Origin of the sequence: Janthinobacterium fluminis, assembly GCF_028595325.1 — a bacterium.
Classification (GTDB): domain Bacteria; phylum Pseudomonadota; class Gammaproteobacteria; order Burkholderiales; family Burkholderiaceae_D; genus Janthinobacterium; species Janthinobacterium fluminis.
The window spans coordinates 169,276-186,878 of record NZ_JAQQXR010000003.1 but is presented as its reverse complement, the minus strand read 5'-3'; the positions used below and the strand labels follow the sequence as shown (position 1 = coordinate 186,878).

The window sequence follows — 17,603 nt, the reverse complement described above, 5'->3', positions numbered from 1 at the left end:
CGTGAAATATGCTTTCTAAATCCAATAGAATATGAAAGAATATTTCACACATATTTTCACATGAAATATTCTTTCAAATTTTAGTGATTTCTTTTTGAATTGGTGACGCGCCCATGACAGACTCCGCCGTACTGCTCGACGATGTAGATCGTCGCATCTTGAATGCCCTGCAAATTGACGCGTCGCAAAGCAACAGCGAGCTGGCGCAGCAGGTGCATGTGTCGGCGCCGACCTGCTTGCGCCGCGTCAAGCACCTGAGCGAGAGCGGCGTCATCGAGCGCCAGGTCGCCATCGTCGCGCCGCAGATGGTGGGGGCGCGCCTGACGGCCATCGTCGAGATCACGCTCGACGTCCAGGCGGCCGAGCGCATGGCGGAGTTCGAGCGCCACGTGGCCGGCGACGGCGCCGTGCTGCAATGCTACCGCGTCTCGCCCGGCCCGGACTTCGTGCTGATCGTGCAGCTGGCCGACATGCCGGCCTACCACGCGCTGGCGCACCGCCTGTTCGCCGCGCACGCCAATGTGCGCAACGTGAAAACCTATTTCTCCACCTTCCGCAGCAAGTTCGAGACGCGCATCGCCGTTTGAGCCCGGCCCGCATACTTATGCACCGCTTGTTCAGCGCTTGCGCACAGACTTATACCGCACTTGCCCAGCATTTATACGCGGCTTGCCCACATGCTTATCCACAGGCCGCGCTCAAGACCGCACTTCGGCTTCGGCGTAAAAGCGGTAGCCGGCGTTGCGCGCCGTGTTGATCGGCAGCGTCAGCCCGGTGGCCTGCTCGGCCTTGCGGCGCAGGCGGCTGATCTGGGTGTCGAGCCGGCGCTGGTCGTAGCTGAGGAAATCCTCGCCCAGCGATTCGACGATTTGCTGGCGGCTGACGATGCGCTCCGGCTCGGCCATCAGCGTGCGCAGCACCGTCACGTCCTGCTGCGACAGGGCGATGGCGCCGAAGCCCGGCGGCAGCAGCCGGCGCGGCCCCAGTTCCAGCACCCACGGCGCGGCCACGGCTGCGGCCGGCTCGCCCATGCGGCGCCGCAGCGCGCTCAGCGTCGCCGCCAGCTCGTCCAGGTCGGCGCTCTTGGGCAGGTAGTAGTCGGCGCCGCCGCCCAGTCCGTTGACCTTGTCCTGCGTGGCGCCGCGCGCCGTGAACACGACGATGCCGATGCGCTGGCCCTCAAGCCGCAGCGCGCGCACCAGCGCCATGCCTTCGCCGTCCGGCAAGCCCAGGTCGATGACGGCGATGCGGTGGCGCGCCGGTTCGTAACTGGCGTGGAAGCCGGCCAGGTCGGCGACGGCGCTGACGCAGTAGCCGCAGTCGCCAAGGAATTCGGTCAGTTCTTGCCGCAGCACGGCTTCGTCTTCAAGCAAAATGAGGTTCAGCATGGCGCAAGGATAACCGATAGGCGCCGCCCGACGGGCGGGAAATTGGCGGCCCCAGCCGGCGCGCCGGCCGTGCTAAGCTGCGTCGCCATGAAAATCCTGTTCGCCCTCCTGCTGCTGCTGGCCGCCCTGCATGCCCCCGCGGGGCGGGCCGCGCCCCTGACCCTGCCGGCCGACGGCCGCCAAGTTTCCGCCAGCGGCCACCTGCTGATGCTGCGCGACCCCGGCGGCCGCCTCGGCCCCGACGCCGCGCTGGCCGCGCCCGGCTGGCGCGCGCTGCCCCGCGCCGTCAGCGCCGGCTACACGGACGACGCCGTCTGGCTGCGCCTGGACGTGGCGCGCGAGGCGGCCGCGCCCGAGGAATGGGCGTTGCGTTTTAGCAACGCCGTGCTCGACGACGCCAGGCTCTACCGCTGGGACGGCACCGGCCGCTGGACGCTGCAGGCGGCCGGCGCCGACATCGCGCGCGCCGCCTGGCCCGTCAACGCGCGCCAGGTGGTGTTTCCCGTCCGCATGCAGGCCGGCCCGCCCGAGCGCTGGCTGGTGCGCCTGCACAGCAAGAAGGCCATGTCGACCGAGCTGGCGCTATGGCCGCGCGCCGCCTTCGAGGAATCCTCGCGCCGCGAATACCTGTATTACGGCCTGCAGTTCGGCAGTTATCTGTTGCTGATCCTGTTCCACATCTTCTTCTGGCGCATGACGCGCGAGGCCCACAGCGGCTGGTATCTGCTGTATGTGCTGACCAACGCGACGACGGAGGCGCTGACCATCGCCATCCCCCAGCACATCTTCGCGATGCCGAACGGCCTGTCCGACCCCATGCTGGGCGTGTCGATGGCCCTGTCGCTGGCCGTCGGCGCCCGCTTTTCCACCCTGCAACTGGAATTGCCGGCCCTGTGGCCCCGCTTCAACCGCCTCGTCGTCGCCGTCACCGCCGCCGCCGCGCTGGCCGGCGCGGCCCTGGTGCTGGGCGGCGACTATGCGGCCGGCGTGCTCGTCGTGCAGCGCACGGCGCTGCCGCTGATCCTGCTCTTCATCGGCCTGGCGACGTGGCTGGCGCTGCGCGGCCACCGCCCGGCCCGCGCCTTCCTGCTGATCTTCGGCGTCTTCTACGCGGGCGTGCTGGTCAGCTTCCTGCGCAATATGGCCGTCTTGCCGCCCAATTTCTGGACCAACCACGCGGCCACGCTGGGCGCCTTCGTCCACATGATGCTGATGAGCCTGCGGCTGAACCGGCGCTACGCCGGGCTGCGCCGCGCCAAGGAACAGGCCCAGGCGCAGGCCGTGCAAGCCGTGCGCGAACTCAACGAGCGCCTCGAAGAGCAGGTGGCGCGGCGCACGGCCGCCCTGCAACAGGAGATCGGCCGGCGCGCCGCGCTGGAGGGCGAGTTGCGCGCCGCCCTGGAAGTGGAAACCCGCACCCGCGAAGAGCAGCAGGATTTCGTCGCCATGGTGTCGCACGAATTCCACACGCCGCTGGCCATCATCAACACGACGGCCCAGCAAATCGCCCGCAACCCGGACGCGCCCAGGGACAAGACGCTGCAGCGCTGCCAGAACCTGCGCGAGGCCAGCGGCCGCATGACCGCCCTGGTCGACGAATACCTGAGCGCCGACCGCATGGAGACGAGCGCGGCGACGTTCCGCCCGCTGCCCTGCGACCCGCGCGCCCTGCTGGAAGCCGTGCTGGCCGAGTGGCCGGCCGGACGCGTCGAGGCGACCCTGCTGGCGCTGCCGGCGCGCCTGGTGGCCGACGCCGGCCTGCTGCGCGTGGCCCTGCGCAATCTGCTCAGCAACGCCGACCGCCACGCCCCGCAAGTCCAGGCGATCCGCGTGCGCGCCGAAACGCTGGCCGACGGCCGCGTCCAGGTCAGCGTCAGCAACGCCGGCGAGCCGCTGCCCGCCGATGAAATCCCGCGCCTGTTCCAGAAATACTTCCGCGGCCGCATAGCCCAGCACAAGCCGGGCGCCGGACTCGGCCTGTACCTGGTGCAGCGCATCGCCGAGCTGCACGGCGGCCAGGTCGCGCTCGACAGCGCCGGCGCCGACGGCACCATCCGCTTCGCCCTGCGCCTGCCGGCCTAGCGCGCCGTCGGGCCGCCTGGCATACCCGACGAAATCAGTCGGGTATCGCTCAGGTTTGCTCGATTCTAAATCCGCGCTTTTTGCTATCTTTCCTTGAAGAAATTAACATAACTTTTCGCCACGAGAATATGTCGGATGGCAATAGGAACGGGCGCGGCGCGCCCGCACCGCTTGCCCGCCGCGCCAGCCCGCGCCCCCACCATTCCACACCATCAAGGATTGACAGCATGCAACGCCACGGATCGATGAACCACATTTACCGCCTCGTCTGGAGCCACGTCTTGAACGCCTGGGTCGCCGTCGCCGAAACGACGCGCGGCCGCGGCAAGGGCACGCGCCGCAAGCTGGCCGCCCTGGCCGCGCTGGCGCTGGCCGCCCCGGCCGCCTGGGCCGCCCCCGCCGGCGGCCAGGTGGTCGGCGGCGCCGGCAGCATCAGCCAGTCCGGCGCGACGACGACGATCCGCCAGAACAGCGCGCAACTGAGCTTGAACTGGAACAGCTTCAACGTCGGCGCCGGCGAAACCGTCAACTTCGTCCAGCCCTCGGCCACGGCGCTGGCCGTCAACCGCATCTTCGACAGCAACGGCACGCAGATCCTCGGCCGCCTGAACGCCAACGGCCAGGTCTACCTGATCAATCCGAACGGCATCCTGTTCGGCCGCGGCGCCCAGGTCGACGTCGGCGGCCTCGTCGCCACCACGCTCGACATCGCCGACGCCGGCGCCAACGGCGCCCGCCGCCACTTCGCCGGCAAGGGCGAGGGCGGCGTCGTCAACGAGGGCAGCATCCGCGCCGCCGACGGCGGCTATGTGGCCCTGCTGGGCCGCCGCGTCAGCAACCGCGGCGACATCCAGGCCCGCGCCGGCGCGGTCGCGCTGGGCGGCGGCAGCGCCGCCACCCTGACCTTCGCCGGCAACCGCCTGCTGCAACTGCAAATCGACGACAGCACGCTGAACGCGCTGGCCGAGAACGGCGGCCTGATCCGCGCCGACGGCGGCCTGGTGCGCATGAGCGCCGGCGCCCGCGACAGCGTGCTGGCCAGCGTCGTCAACAACACCGGCGTCATCGAGGCCCGCACCGTCGAGCAGCGCGAGGGCAGCATCGTGCTGCTGGGCGGCATGGCGGCCGGCAGCACCCACGTGAGCGGCACGCTGGACGCCGGCGCGCCCGGCGCCGGCAACGGCGGCTTCATCGAAACCAGCGCCGCCCGCGTCAAGGTGGACGCCGGCGCCCGCATCAGCACGGCCGCCCCGGCCGGCGCCAGCGGCACCTGGCTGATCGACCCCGTCGACTTCACCGTGGCCGCCAGCGGCGGCGACATCAGCGGCGCCACGCTGTCGGACAATCTGCGCCACGGCAGCGTGACCATCCAGAGCACCGCCGGCCGGAGCGCCGGCGCCGGCGACCTCCACGTCAACGACAGCGTCACGTGGTCGGCCAACAAGCTGACCCTGAACGCCGAACGCAACATCAACATCAACGCCCCCCTGTACGGCTCCGCCACGGCCAGCCTGGCCCTCGAATACGGCCAGGGCGCCGTGGCGGCCGGCAACAACGCCGTCTACCGCGTGCTGGCGCCCGTGAACCTGGCGGCCGGCGAACACTTCAGCACCAAACTCGGCTCGGACGGCGCGCGCGTCGACTACACGGTCATCACCGCCCTGGGCCAGGCGGGCAGCGCCAGCGGCACCGACCTGCAGGGCATCAACGGCAAACTGGACGGCAACTATGTGCTCGGCGCCGACATCGACGCCACCGCCACGCTGGACTGGGACGGCGGCGCCGGCTTCCAGCCCCTAGGCGGCAACAGCGGCCAGTTCAGCGGCCAGTTCGACGGCCTCGGCCACAGCGTCCAGCAACTGACCATCGCCCGCGGCCAAGACACCGGCGTGGGCCTGTTCGGCTACGTGGGCAGCGGCGCCAGCGTGCGCAACGTCGGCATCGCCGGCGGCGACATCCGCGGCGAAGCCTCCGTGGGCGGCTTGGCCGGCGTCAACAACGGCAGCATCGTCAACAGCTTCTCCTCCGCCAACGTCTACGCCCGCGCCCGCACCGTCGGCGGCCTGGTCGGCGCCAACCGCGGCAGCATCGCCGACAGCTACGCCAGCGGCCGGGTGGGCACCAACAGCAACAGCGCCGGCGGCCTGGTCGGGGAAAACGGCGGCGGCCCCCTCGCCGCCACCATCAGCGGCAGCTACGCCACGGGCATCGTCAGCGGCGCGGCCAAGATCGGCGGCCTGGTCGGCAACAACAGCAACGGCGCCGTGCGCGACAGTTATGCGAGCGCGACGATCCGCGGCGGCAGTAGCACCGGCGGCCTGGTCGGCTATAACAGCGGCCAGATCTACACCAGCTACGCGGCCAGCAGCATCGACGTCACCGGCCCCGACGTCGGCGGCCTGGTCGGCTTCAACGACTTCGGCAGAGTCAGCGACAGCTACTGGAACATCGAGCGTTCCGGCCAGGGCGAATCGGCCGGCGGCACCGGCCTGAGCGACGCGGACATGCGCACGGCGTCGAGCTTCTCCGGCTTCACCTTCGGCACGGCGCCGGGCGCCTCCGGCTGGGTCATCGTCGACGCCAAGGGCACGCTGAACAATGCCGGCGACAACCCCGGCGCCACCGCGCCTATGCTGCTGTCCGAATACCGCAACCATGTGCGCAACGCCCACCAGCTGCAACTGATGTTGCTGGCCAAGGACGCCAGTTACACGCTGGGCGCATCCATCGACGCCGCCGCCACGGCCGGCCGCGACGTCTGGAGCGCGAGCGGCTTCGTGCCCGTCGGCAGGGACAACCGCGACAACCAGGCAGGCAACGCCGACGAGCATGCCTTCGGCGGCAGTTTCGACGGCAACGGCCACACCATCAACGCACTCACCATCAACAGCCCCGAGCGCGATTATGTCGGCCTGTTCGGCTACACCAGCCCCACCTCCGTGATCCGCAACGTCGGCCTGCTGGACGCCATGGTCACCGGCCACTTCGCCACCGGCGCCCTGGCCGGCTCCAGTGCCGGCCTGGTCAGCAACAGCCACGCCAGCGGCGAAGTGCACGGCACGGGCCGCTCAACAGGCGGACTGGTCGGCGAAAACTTCCACGGCACCGTCGAGCGCAGCCACGCCACGGCCACCGTGAACGGCGCCGACAACCGGACCGGCGGATTGGTCGGCGAAAACTTCCAAGGCACCATCAGCGACAGCTACGCCAGCGGCGCCGTCAGCAGCACCGAAGACGAAACCGGCGGCTTAGTCGGAAACAATTCCGGTTCCATCATCAACAGCTATGCCACCGGCGCCGTCAGCAGCGAGCGCCGCGATACCGGCGGGCTGGTCGGGTTCAACGACAAAAACGCGACCATTCACGGCAGTTATGCCAGCGGCGCCGTCAGCGGCAAGGGCAGGAACGTTGGCGGACTGGTCGGCGGAAATTCCGGCGCCATCGGCGACAGCCATGCCAGCGGCACCGTCAGCGGCGGCGCCAACAGGGTCGGCGGGCTGGTTGGAGAGAATGAAGGCCTCGTGAGCGCCAGCCACGCCACCGGCGCGGTCAGCGGCCAGCAGCTCGTTGGCGGGCTGGTCGGCGACAATTCCGGTTCCATCGACAACAGCCACGCCAGCGGCAACGCCAACGCCGAAGGCGAGGGCGCCGGCGGGCTGGTCGGTGAAAATTCCGGCGCCATCCTCGCCAGCCATGCCAGCGGCGCCGTCCGCAGCATGGAGCAGGGCGCCGGCGGGCTGGCCGGATTCAATACTGAAAAAGGCAGCATCCGCGACAGCCATGCCAGCGGTGCGGTCAGCAGCGACAAGAAGGCCGGCGGTCTGGTCGGGGAGAATTCGGGTGTCATCGGCACCAGCTACGCCACCGGCAACGCCAGCGGACGCAAAAGCATAGGCGGCCTGGCCGGCGCCAACTACGGCGGCGGCATCGACAACAGTTATGCGACGGGCACGGCCGACGCCAGCGCCGACAATGCCGGCGGACTGGTCGGCTACAACCAGGGCGGCAGCATCGCCAACAGCTATGCGAGCGGCCACGCCACGGGCGACCACGACGTTGGCGGCCTGGTCGGCTACAACTCGACGGAGGACGGCGACACCGCCATCTCCCTGATCCGCAACAGCTATGCGACGGGCGGCGCCACCGGCAAGACCATGACCGGCGCCCTGGTCGGCCGCAACAACGGCAGCATCGACAGCAGCTTCTGGAACAGCACGCTGCAAGAAACCGGCGTGGGCGAAAACAATGGCACCCTGAAAGGCGTGCGCGGCCTGAGCACGGCGCAACTGCAGTCGGGCGCCAGCTTCGCCGGCTGGGACATGGCCAGCGCCGGCGGCAGCAACGCCGTCTGGCGCATCTACGAAGGCAGCACCACGCCGCTGCTGCGCAGCTTCCTGACGCAGTTGACGATCACGGCCGACAACATCGGCAAGGTCTACGACGCCCGCGCCCACGAGGGCGGCCTCGTCAACGCCACGTATTCGCGCGCCGACGCCGCCACCTCGGCGCAACTGTTCAACCGCGACCGCGCCTATGCCGGCAAGGTCAACGTCGGCAAGCACGGGCCGGCGCTGTACTCCGGCCAGCAAGGCTACGACATCAGCTACGTCAACGGCACGCTGACGGTCACGCCGGCCACGCTGACCTACCGCGCCGCGCCGTCGACGTTCACGGCCGGCCAGGCGCTGACGGGCCTGACCGGCAGCGTCACCGGCTGGCTCGGCAACGACACCCAGGCCACGGCCAGCAGCGGCACGCTGCGCTGGAGCAGCGACGCCACCAGCGCCAGCCCGGCCGGGCGCCACGCCATCCAAGGCGCCGGACTGAGCGCGGAAAACTATGTGTTCGTCCAGGCCGAGGGCAACGCCACCGCGCTGACGCTGGCGGCGGTAACGCCGACGCCGACTCCGACGCCAATCGCGATTCCAGCCGCCACGCACACCGCCGTCGCGCAACTGCAATCCGACGTGCTCGGCTCGCTGACCGGTAGCCGCCCCGACGCCCTGCAACTGTCGCCGACCATCACCGTCAGCCACGCCGAGACGGCGGCCCCGGCCGACGCCACGCAAGTGAACACGACGGTGCAGATCGGCAGCCGCGGCCCGGCTTTGCAAATCGTACTGGGCGGCGTCAAGCTGCCCGCCAACACGCTGAACGTGAACCAATAACAGAAACGCTATGACACATCCATCGACACCGCTACACCCGATCCAACCCCTGCTGTCCCTGCTGCTGCTGGCGTTCGCGCCGCTGGCCGCCGCCCAGAACACGCCGGTCCTGCCCGGCGCCGGCACGATACTGCGCCAGGTGCAACCGCAAACGCCGCCACCGCCGGCGCCGGCCGCCACCGGCCTGAGCATCGAGCAAGAGCAGGGCGCCGCGCTGCCCGTCAGCGCGCCCTTCCGCGTCAGCGCCATCCGCATCGCCGGCAACCAGGCGTTCGACACGGCCACCCTGCAAGCCCTGGTCGCCGACGCCCAGGGCGCCACGCTGACGCTGGCCCAGCTGGGCGCGCTGGCCGGCCGCATCACCGAGCACTACCGCGCCAACGGCTACCCGCTGGCGCGCGCCGTCATCCCGGCCCAGACCATACAGAACGGCCTGGTGCGCATCGACGTGCTGGAAGCGCGCTACGGCAAGATCAGCGTCAGCAACGCCAGCGGCGCCGGCGACGCCCTGCTGCAGGCAACGCTGGACGCGCTGCAAACGGGCCGGAGCATCGGCCAGGGCGAACTCGACCGCACCCTGCTGCTGCTCTCCGACATCCCCAACGTCGCCATCGCCGCCACGCTCAAGCCGGGCGCCGAGGTCGGCAGCGCCGACCTGCTGGTGGACGCCTGGTCCGGCCCCGCCGTGGCCGGCAACGCCGTGCTCGACAACAACGGCAACCGCTACACGGGCCGCGCCCGCGCCGGCGCCACCGTCCACCTCTACAACCCGCTGCACCACGGCGACGTGCTCAGCGTCAGCGTCCTCAGCTCGGGGCAGGGCATGCGCTACGCCCGCCTCGGCTACGACACCCTGCTCAACGGCCGCGGCAGCCGCGTCGGCGCCTCCTACTCGGCGCTGCGCTACCGCCTCGGCCACGGCCTGTCCGCGCTGGACGCCCACGGCAGCGCGCAAGTGGCCAGCGCCTGGATCAAGCACCCGCTGCTGCGCAGCCGCGACGTCAACCTGTACGGCCAGCTGCAATACGACCGCGTGCAACTGCGCGACCGCATCGACGCCAGCGCCGTGCGCAGCGACCGGCAAATCGACAACTGGAGCGCGGCCCTCAGCGGCGACGCCCGCGATGGCCTGCTGCAGGGCGGCATCAGCAGCTGGAACCTGGCCTGGACGGCCGGCCACGCCAGCATCGACAACCCGCAGGCGCGCCGCCTCGACGCGGCCAGCGCGCGCAGCCACGGCGACTTCGCCAAATGGAACGTCAACCTGTCGCGGCTGCAAAACCTGGGCCAGCGCGACGCGCTCTACCTGAGCGTCGCCGGCCAGTGGGCAGACAGCAACCTGGACTCGGCGGAAAAAATGAGCGTGGGGGGGCCGTACACGGTGCGCGCCTACGACACGGGCGCGGCGGCGGGCGACCTCGGCTACACCGCCAGCGTTGAACTGCGCCACGAACTGGGCGCGGGCTGGGGCGGACAATGGCAAGCCGTCGCCTTCGTCGACAGCGCGCGCGTCACCGTCAACCAGCGCGCCTGGTCGGCCGGCCCGAACGGCGCGACGCTGCAAGGCGCCGGCCTGGGCTTGAACTGGAACGGCCCGCAACAGTGGGACGCCCGCATCCACGTCGCCAAGCCGATCGGCGCGACGCCGTCCCTGCTGGCGGCGCGCAGCTCGGCGCGCGTCTGGGCCGAACTGCGGCGCAGTTTTTAAGCGTCATTTTAAGGGGGAGGGGCCGGGACGCCATCGGCCCCGCCCCCTTATCCCCAGCTTATCCCTGGTTTATCCCTGATTTATCCGCAGGCTTACCCCCAGCCTATCCAGGGGCTTGCCCACAGACTTATCCACAGGCACGATCAGAACGTCGTGCGCAGCGACGCCGAGATGCGCCGCGGCTCGCCCCAGAACACGCTGTCGTAAAAGCCCACATTGCGGTAATACTCGCGGTCGAACAGATTGCTGACGTTGAGCTGGACGCTGACGCGCGGGCTGACGTCATAGCCGGCCATCAGGCTCACCAGCGTGTAACTGCCCTGACCGACGCGCGCCGGCTTCGTATGATGCGGCGGCCGGCCAAACCACGAGTCGCCGTAAGTGGCGCTCTGCGTGGTCAAGCCGGCGCCGGCCCGCCAACCCTGCAGCGCGCCGCCGAAGCGGTAGGCGCTCGACAGACGCAGCAGATGGCGCGGCTGGTCCGGCACGGCGCGCCGGCCATCGGCCTCGGCCGCGTGCAGATAGGTATAGCCGCCGCTAAGGTTCCAGGCCGCCGTCAACTGGCCGGACACCTCGAACTCGACGCCCTTGGCCGTGATGCCGTCGGCATTCGCGACATAGGCCGAGCCGCCGTCGGGCAGCTTGAAGCCGGCCGGCACGCTCTGGTCGAGCTCCGCCAGATTCTTCTTCTTGACCAGGAACACGGCCGACGAGGCGTTCAGCTTACCGTCGAAGAACTCGCCCTTCACGCCCAGCTCCGCGTTGCTGCCTGTGGCCGGCTTCAGGAACTGGCCGTTCTTGTCCTTCGAAGTCTGCGGCGTGAACAAGGTCGTATAACTGGCATAGGCCGAATACCTGTCGTTCAAGTCATACACCACGCCGACATAGGGCGTGACCTCGTTGCGCGCCTCGACCCGGTCGGTCGTTTCCGTGTGCACGCCGGCCTTGTTGTACTGGCGCGTGTAAGTGTTGTAATTGCTCAGGCGCGCGCCGACGATCACATGCAGCGGATCGGCCAGCGAAAACCGCGCGGCCAGATAAGCGCCGCCCAGACGCGTCACGGCCTCCGTGCGCGAACCGTCCGGCACGAACACGGGACGGGGAATGTTGCCGGTCCAAAGACGGTAATCGGGAATCTCCTTCTCGTAGTCTATCTTGGCATCGCCGCCCACCGCCGTATAAGTCTGGTTGCTGCCGTTGAAACCGGCGATCAGCGTGTGGCGCCGTCCCAGCAACTGAAAAGGACCGCTGGCATACAAATCCACATTATCAGTGACATACTTGCCCTCGCCCCAGACTCCGGTCCACAGCACCATACCGCCGCCCGTCTTCGTATCCGGATAACCGTCGCCGCCATAAGCCAGCGTCGTATTGTTGCGGCTGTTCGTGCGGGCATAACCGGCATGCACCTTCCAGCCATTGGCGAACTGATGGTCCAGCGACGCGAACACCGTTTCCTGCTCATTCGCCCAGGAATTCCACGGCGTGCCCAAACTGAAATTGCGCGGCAAATTCGCCAGACTGCCGTCGGCGTTCCAGTACGGCACCGCGCCCCAGGTCGAGCCGTTTGGCTTATTGTGCTGGAAGTCGATACCGGCCGTCAGCAGCGTCGCCGGCGCCAGATCGGCCTCGACGATGACCATGCCGACCCACTTGCGATCGTGATAAAAATCCATATACGAATCGCGCGACTCGTGGGCGAGGGCGGCGCGGGCGCGCACACCGCCGCCGGCGCTGAGCGGGCCGGACACATCCACCTCGGTGCGGCGGCCATTCCAACGCTCCAGGACCAACCCGGCGCCACCCTGGAAAGCCCGCGTCGGACGCTTGCGCACCATATTCACCGTCGCCGACGGATCGCCGGTGCCGCCCATCAAACCCGTGGCGCCGCGCACCACCTCGACCCGGTCATACAAAATCGTATCCGACAAAGGCGCGTTCTGACCGCGCGGCATACCGTCGATCTGCGAATTATCAATGGAAAAACCGCGCGCCGAAAAATTCGTCCGCTCGCTATCGGACTTACCGACAATCACCCCGGTGGTCTGTTCGAGCACCTGATCGAGCCGGGTCATCCCCATATCATCCATCAGCTGGCGCGTCACCACACTGACCGACTGCGGCGTATCGCGCACCGACAAATCCAGGCGCATCGCCGTATTCATCGTCCCGGACGTATACGAACCGGCGCCCTCCGTCGTGGCGCGCAAACCCTGCGCCGTCACCGTCACCGGCGCCAAAGCCTGCGCGGCGCTGGCGGCCGGCGCCGACTTCCGCAACACAAACACATCGGCGCCCTGCGGCACGGCCTGCAAAGACGTCCCCTCCAACAAACGGGCGAAGCCCTCCGCCACCGACACACTGCCCTGCAAACCACGCGTCAGCAAACCCGCCGTCAACGCCGGATCGGACGAAAAATTCACCCCTGCGCTGCCGGCGAAACTCGACAAAGCGGGGCTCAGCGGGCCGGCGGCGATGCCATACACCTTCACGGCGGCGCTGGCGGGGGGCGCAGCGTGGGCGGACGCGGCGGCGCCAAACGCCGTGGCGGCCAGCGCCAGCATAGCGCCGCGGACCAAAACGGCGGCGCGGCGCGGCGCGGGCGCGGCGGCAAAAGAACGGGGACGCAAAAAAGCCATAAAAACAATCCTCATAAAAAAGAAATGGTCGCAATCCCCATATGACCGGCGCCCACGCAAAAAGGGACACGACTTTGCAACAATGGGGTCAGGTCTAGACATGGCGGTTTGTTGTAAAAACACCACTGGGGTCAGGTCTAGACATGGCGGTTTATTCAGGGAAAACCGTCATGTCTAGACCTGACCCCAGGGATACCCGCAGGCGCCCCGGCCAGCAGCGCCAGCGTCTTCAGCGCGTCCGCCTGGCGCAGCGCCGGCAGGGCGATGTCGGCCGGCAGCAGGCCGAGTTTGCCGGCCACCAGCCCGGCGCGCTGCCACGCCAGTTCGTGGGCCGGGTCGCTGGCCCGCCAGCGCGCGCAGTTGCGCCGCTCGGCCTCGCTCATGTCGCCCGCGTGCAGGCGCACCAGCCAGCGCGCCGCCTCGCGCGCCGCGCCCGGATCGACCGCCGCCGCGCCGGCGCCGCTCACGCCGCCACCAGCAGGATGCTTTGCTCGAACGCTTGCGCCATGTAGCGCTTGACGGTGCGCTCGGATACGCCCAGGCGCGCGCCGATGGCGGCGTAGCCCAGCCCTTCAAGCTGCGACAGCAGGAAGGCTTCGCGCACGCGCGCCGGCAGGCCGTCGAGCATGGCGTCGATGTCGTGCAGGGTGTCGAGGATGGCCAGGCGGGTTTCCGGCGCCAGCGCCTGGGCCTGCGGCACCAGCGCCAGCACGTCCAGGTAGGCTTGCTCCAGCGACTGGCGGCGCACGTGGTTGATCAGCAGGTTGCGCGCCACCGTCGTCAGGTAGGCGCGCGGTTCGCGCATAGCCAGGTCTTGCCGCGCCTCGTGCCGCGACAGCACGCGCACGAAGGTGTCGTGCGCCAGGTCGGCGGCCTGGTCGGCGCCGTTGAGTTTGCGGCGCAGCCAGCCCAGCAGCCAGCGGTGGTGCTCGACATAGACGGCGGCAACGTTGCCGGTGGATAGCGCTGAGACTGGCACAGGTGGGCTTCCTAAAGGAGCGGCGCGCGCCGCAATATCGTAAATGAGACTTATTCTCATTATATAGATTTTGTTTCCGCCTGTGCCTGCCGAACAGGGATGGCGGCGGCATGCCGCGCTGCCGGCGTCTTATCCCCCGCTTACCCACCCGCTTTTCCACAAGCTTACCCACAGGAAAACTCCCGCCACAACGGCAGAGGCGACACTTATCCCTGCTTATGCAACACTTATCCCGCACTTATTTGCAGGATTATCCACACAGTTATCCACAAAACTAATGAAACAGACCCTGCAACGGGCAAGAGGCGGGAAGAGGGCGGCGGCGCGGCGGATTTTTGGCACAGGCAAAGGCTTTGCACCCTTGCCCAAGCTGCTTATCCACGGCTTATCCCATGCTTTGCGCACAAGCTTATCCAGCCGCTGTCGACAGGCTTGTCCACAGACTTACCCACAGAGGAAAACACACGGGAAAACGCTGCGCGCCGCCGTCCGGAGACGGCGGCGGCGAGGCCAGGCGGGCCGGACGGCCCGCCTGCGGGGAAAATGCTTACTTCTTGACCTTGACCGGACGCTCCCACGCCTCGATCGTGATCTGGCGCGAACGCGAGATCGTCAGCTTGCCGGCCGGCGCATCCTGCGACAGGCTGGTGCCGGCGCCCAGCGTCGCGCCCTTGCCCACCGTCACCGGGGCGATCAACTGGCTGTCGCTGCCGATGAAGGCGTCGTCCTCGATCACCGTGCGGAACTTGTTGACGCCGTCATAATTGCAGGTGATCGTGCCGGCGCCGATGTTGACGCGCGAACCGACGGTGGCGTCGCCGACATAGGCCAGATGGTTGGCCTTGCTGTGCGCGGCGATCTGGCTGTTCTTGATCTCGACGAAATTGCCGATGTGGACATCTTCGTCCAGCACCGTGCCGGGGCGCAGGCGCGCATACGGCCCGATCACCGAGGCGGCGCCGACGACGGCGTCCTCGATATGGCAGAAAGGCTTGATTTTCACGCCGGCGGCGACGCTGGCGTTGACGATGACGCTATGGGCGCCGACGCTGACGCCGTCGGCCAGCACGACGCGGCCCTCGAACACGCAGCCGACGTCGATCGTCACGTCGCGGCCGCACACCAGCTCGCCGCGCACGTCGATGCGGGCCGGGTCCATCAGCGTCACGCCCTGTTCCAGCAGCGCGTGGGCGATATTGCCCTGGTGGATGCGTTCCAGCTGGGCCAGTTGCACCTTGCTGTTCACGCCCGCCACTTCCCACTCGGCCGCCGGCTGCGCCGACACCACGGCCACGCCGTCGGCGACGGCCTGGGCGACGATATCGGTCAGGTAATACTCGCCCTGGGCATTCTGGTTCGACAAGCCGGCCAGCCACTTTTTCAGCTGGGCCGTCGGCGCCACCATGATGCCGCTATTGATCTCGCCGATGGCGCGCTCGGCCTCGCTGGCATCCTTTTCCTCGACGATGCGGACGATGGCGCCATTCTCGCGCACGATGCGGCCCAGGCCGAAGGGATCGGCCTGCACCACCGTCAGGATCGCCAGCTTGTCGCCGCCGGCCGCGTCGACGAGGCGCTGCAGGGAAGCGGCGCTCGTCAGCGGCACGTCGCCGTACAGGATCAAGGTCGGCACGCTCTCGTCGAGCACCGGCACGGCCTGCATGACGGCGTGGCCGGTGCCCAGTTGCTGCTCCTGCAGGGCGGCGGCGATCGGCGCCGCCTGCCCCTCGTTTTGTTTTTCAAGCAACTTCAACACGGCCGCGCCGCCGTGCCCGTAAATCACGCATAATCGGGAAGGGGCCAGGCGCCGCGCCGTGTCGATCACATGCGACAGCAGCGGCTTGCCAGCCAGGGGATGCAACACTTTGGGCAGCGCCGATTGCATACGCTTTCCCATGCCGGCGGCGAGGATGACAACATTCATAGGACGTACTTTTATTAAGTTAAGGATATGAAAAAGTTTAACACGGCCGTGTGCAAAAACCGCTTTCGCCAGCTCTGCCTGATCGGCCTGCTGGCGCTGCTGGCCGGCTGCAGCTCCCTCAAACTCAGCTACAACCACGGCGAAACCCTGCTCTACTGGTGGTTGAACGCCTATGTCGACCTGGACGCCGACCAGAAGGGCTGGGTCAAAAAAGACATCGACACCCTGTTCCAGTGGCATCGCCAGACCCAGTTGAAGGAATATGCGCAAGTGCTGGCGCAGGCCCAGCGCCAATTGCAGGGCAACGTCACGCAGGCCGAGCTGCTGGCCGACTACGCCGACGTGCGCAGCCGCAGCCAGCAACTGCTGCTGAAGGCGCAACCGGAGCTGGCCGACCTGGCGCGCGCCCTGCGCCCCGAGCAGATCGCCCACCTGGAAAAGAAATTCGCCTCCAACAATGAGGACTACCGCAAGAAATACCTGCGCGGCGACACGGCAAAGCGGCAGAAAATTCGCTTCAAGAAGGCGATGGAGCAATTCGAGCTCGTGTTCGGCGGCTTCGGCCGCGAGCAGGAGGAGTTGATACGCAGGGCCTCCGACGCCCGCCCCCTCGACAACGAACGCTGGCTGGAAGAGCGGCAGCGGCGCCAGCGCAACATCGTCAACCTCGTGCAAAAAGTCCAGCGCGACAAACTGGACAAGGAGGCGACGATGGCGCTTATCAACAAACTCATTAAAGATACCTTCGAGCGCATCGAGCAGCCCGAGCACAAAGCCTTCTTCGACGCCCACAACGAGGCGACGGCGCAAATGGTGCTGACGGTAATCAAAACGGCCACGCCGGCGCAGAAAAACCACGCCGCCAAGCGCCTGCAAGGCTGGATCGACGACTTCAACGCGCTGGCGGCCGAGGCCCGCTGAACCTGGCCGCCGCCCCCCATATGCTATAGTGGCCGACACTGAATTCATCCCGCCGTCCCATGCAAAAGCCGAAAAAACCCGCCAAAGTCCCGGTCCACCGCCCGCCACATTCGAACCAGGTCCGCATCATCGGCGGCAGCTGGAAACGCACGGCGCTGCCGGTGCTGGAGGCGCAGGGCCTGCGCCCGACGCCGGACCGGGTGCGCGAAACCCTGTTCAACTGGATCCACCACCTGCGCGACGGCGACTGGGCCAGCGCCCGCTGCCTCGACCTGTTCGCCGGCAGCGGCGCGCTCGGCTTCGAGGCGGCCAGCCGCGGCGCCCAGTCCGTGAAGATGGTCGACGCCCACACGCCGGTGATCCGCCAGCTCGACGACATCAAGACCAAGCTGCGCGCCGAGCAAGTGCAACTGCTGCGCGGCGACGCCATGCTGACGGCCCAGGGCATGGCCGCGCGCGGCCAGCGCTTCGACCTGATCTTCCTCGACCCGCCCTACCAGCAGGATTTCCTGGCGCGCGCGCTGCCGCTGTGCGCGGCGCTGCTCCAGGAGGGCGGCCTGGTCTACGCCGAATCGGGCCTGCCGCTGACCTTCGACGACCCGGCCGGCCCGGCCCGGCCGGACTGGATGGCGCCCTGGGAAGTCATCCGCGCCGACAAGGCCGGCACCGTCTTCTTCCATTTGCTCAGCTATAGAAAAGCGCCGCCGGAGGCCGCCGGCGCCGCCGAATAGGGCGACCGCGCCTGATTTTCAGGCATAATGCGCGTTCTATATTGGTGCATCTCTAGGGAGCCG

General features: G+C 68.1%; 11 protein-coding genes. 6 read left to right on the top strand and 5 right to left on the bottom strand.

What is annotated here, in order from left to right; genetic code table 11:
• Positions 1-113 precede the first annotated feature (113 nt).
• Positions 114-587 carry an Lrp/AsnC family transcriptional regulator gene (locus OIK44_RS09585; RefSeq protein WP_273670514.1) on the top strand — a complete coding sequence of 158 codons (474 nt, stop codon included), beginning with the start codon at positions 114-116 and terminating at the stop codon, positions 585-587.
• Positions 588-698: 111 nt separating this feature from the next.
• Here OIK44_RS09585 and OIK44_RS09580 read toward each other — a convergent pair whose 3' ends face one another.
• The gene (locus OIK44_RS09580; RefSeq protein WP_273670513.1) at positions 699-1,388 is read right to left on the bottom strand and encodes a response regulator transcription factor; all 690 of its coding nucleotides are present in this window, start codon (positions 1,386-1,388) and stop codon (positions 699-701) included.
• An 87-nt stretch (positions 1,389-1,475) separates the two neighbouring features.
• Between OIK44_RS09580 and OIK44_RS09575 the strand changes: the two genes are divergently transcribed.
• From OIK44_RS09575 to OIK44_RS09565, 3 genes are all read left to right on the top strand, one after another.
• Positions 1,476-3,470: a sensor histidine kinase gene (locus OIK44_RS09575; RefSeq protein WP_273670512.1), complete on the top strand. Its 1,995-nt coding sequence runs from the start codon at positions 1,476-1,478 to the stop codon at positions 3,468-3,470.
• A gap of 227 nt (positions 3,471-3,697) precedes the next feature.
• Complete coding sequence (locus OIK44_RS09570) at positions 3,698-8,638, top strand: GLUG motif-containing protein (protein ID WP_273670511.1); 4,941 nt, start codon at positions 3,698-3,700, stop codon at positions 8,636-8,638.
• 10 nt (positions 8,639-8,648) lie between these two features.
• Positions 8,649-10,346 carry a ShlB/FhaC/HecB family hemolysin secretion/activation protein gene (locus OIK44_RS09565; RefSeq protein ID WP_273670510.1) on the top strand — a complete coding sequence of 566 codons (1,698 nt, stop codon included), beginning with the start codon at positions 8,649-8,651 and terminating at the stop codon, positions 10,344-10,346.
• A gap of 143 nt (positions 10,347-10,489) precedes the next feature.
• Here the strand turns inward: OIK44_RS09565 and OIK44_RS09560 are convergent, their stop codons facing one another.
• From OIK44_RS09560 to glmU, 4 genes are all read right to left on the bottom strand, one after another.
• Positions 10,490-12,985 carry a TonB-dependent siderophore receptor gene (locus OIK44_RS09560; RefSeq protein ID WP_273670509.1) on the bottom strand — a complete coding sequence of 832 codons (2,496 nt, stop codon included), beginning with the start codon at positions 12,983-12,985 and terminating at the stop codon, positions 10,490-10,492.
• Between the two features lie 155 nt (positions 12,986-13,140).
• Entirely contained in the window at positions 13,141-13,452 is a 312-nt protein-coding gene (locus OIK44_RS09555; RefSeq protein ID WP_273670508.1) for a DUF4880 domain-containing protein, read from the bottom strand.
• The gene (locus OIK44_RS09550) at positions 13,449-13,964 is read right to left on the bottom strand and encodes a sigma-70 family RNA polymerase sigma factor (RefSeq protein WP_273670507.1); all 516 of its coding nucleotides are present in this window, start codon (positions 13,962-13,964) and stop codon (positions 13,449-13,451) included. Before OIK44_RS09550 ends, OIK44_RS09555 begins: the two co-directional genes overlap by 4 nt.
• A gap of 547 nt (positions 13,965-14,511) precedes the next feature.
• Positions 14,512-15,888, bottom strand: coding sequence for a bifunctional UDP-N-acetylglucosamine diphosphorylase/glucosamine-1-phosphate N-acetyltransferase GlmU (glmU, locus tag OIK44_RS09545; RefSeq protein ID WP_273670506.1), 1,377 nt, complete (start codon positions 15,886-15,888; stop codon positions 14,512-14,514).
• A gap of 27 nt (positions 15,889-15,915) precedes the next feature.
• Between glmU and OIK44_RS09540 the strand changes: the two genes are divergently transcribed.
• Complete coding sequence (locus OIK44_RS09540) at positions 15,916-16,809, top strand: DUF6279 family lipoprotein (protein ID WP_273670505.1); 894 nt, start codon at positions 15,916-15,918, stop codon at positions 16,807-16,809.
• A 59-nt stretch (positions 16,810-16,868) separates the two neighbouring features.
• Positions 16,869-17,540, top strand: coding sequence for a 16S rRNA (guanine(966)-N(2))-methyltransferase RsmD (rsmD, locus tag OIK44_RS09535; RefSeq protein WP_273670504.1), 672 nt, complete (start codon positions 16,869-16,871; stop codon positions 17,538-17,540).
• The last annotated feature ends 63 nt before the right edge of the window (positions 17,541-17,603 follow it).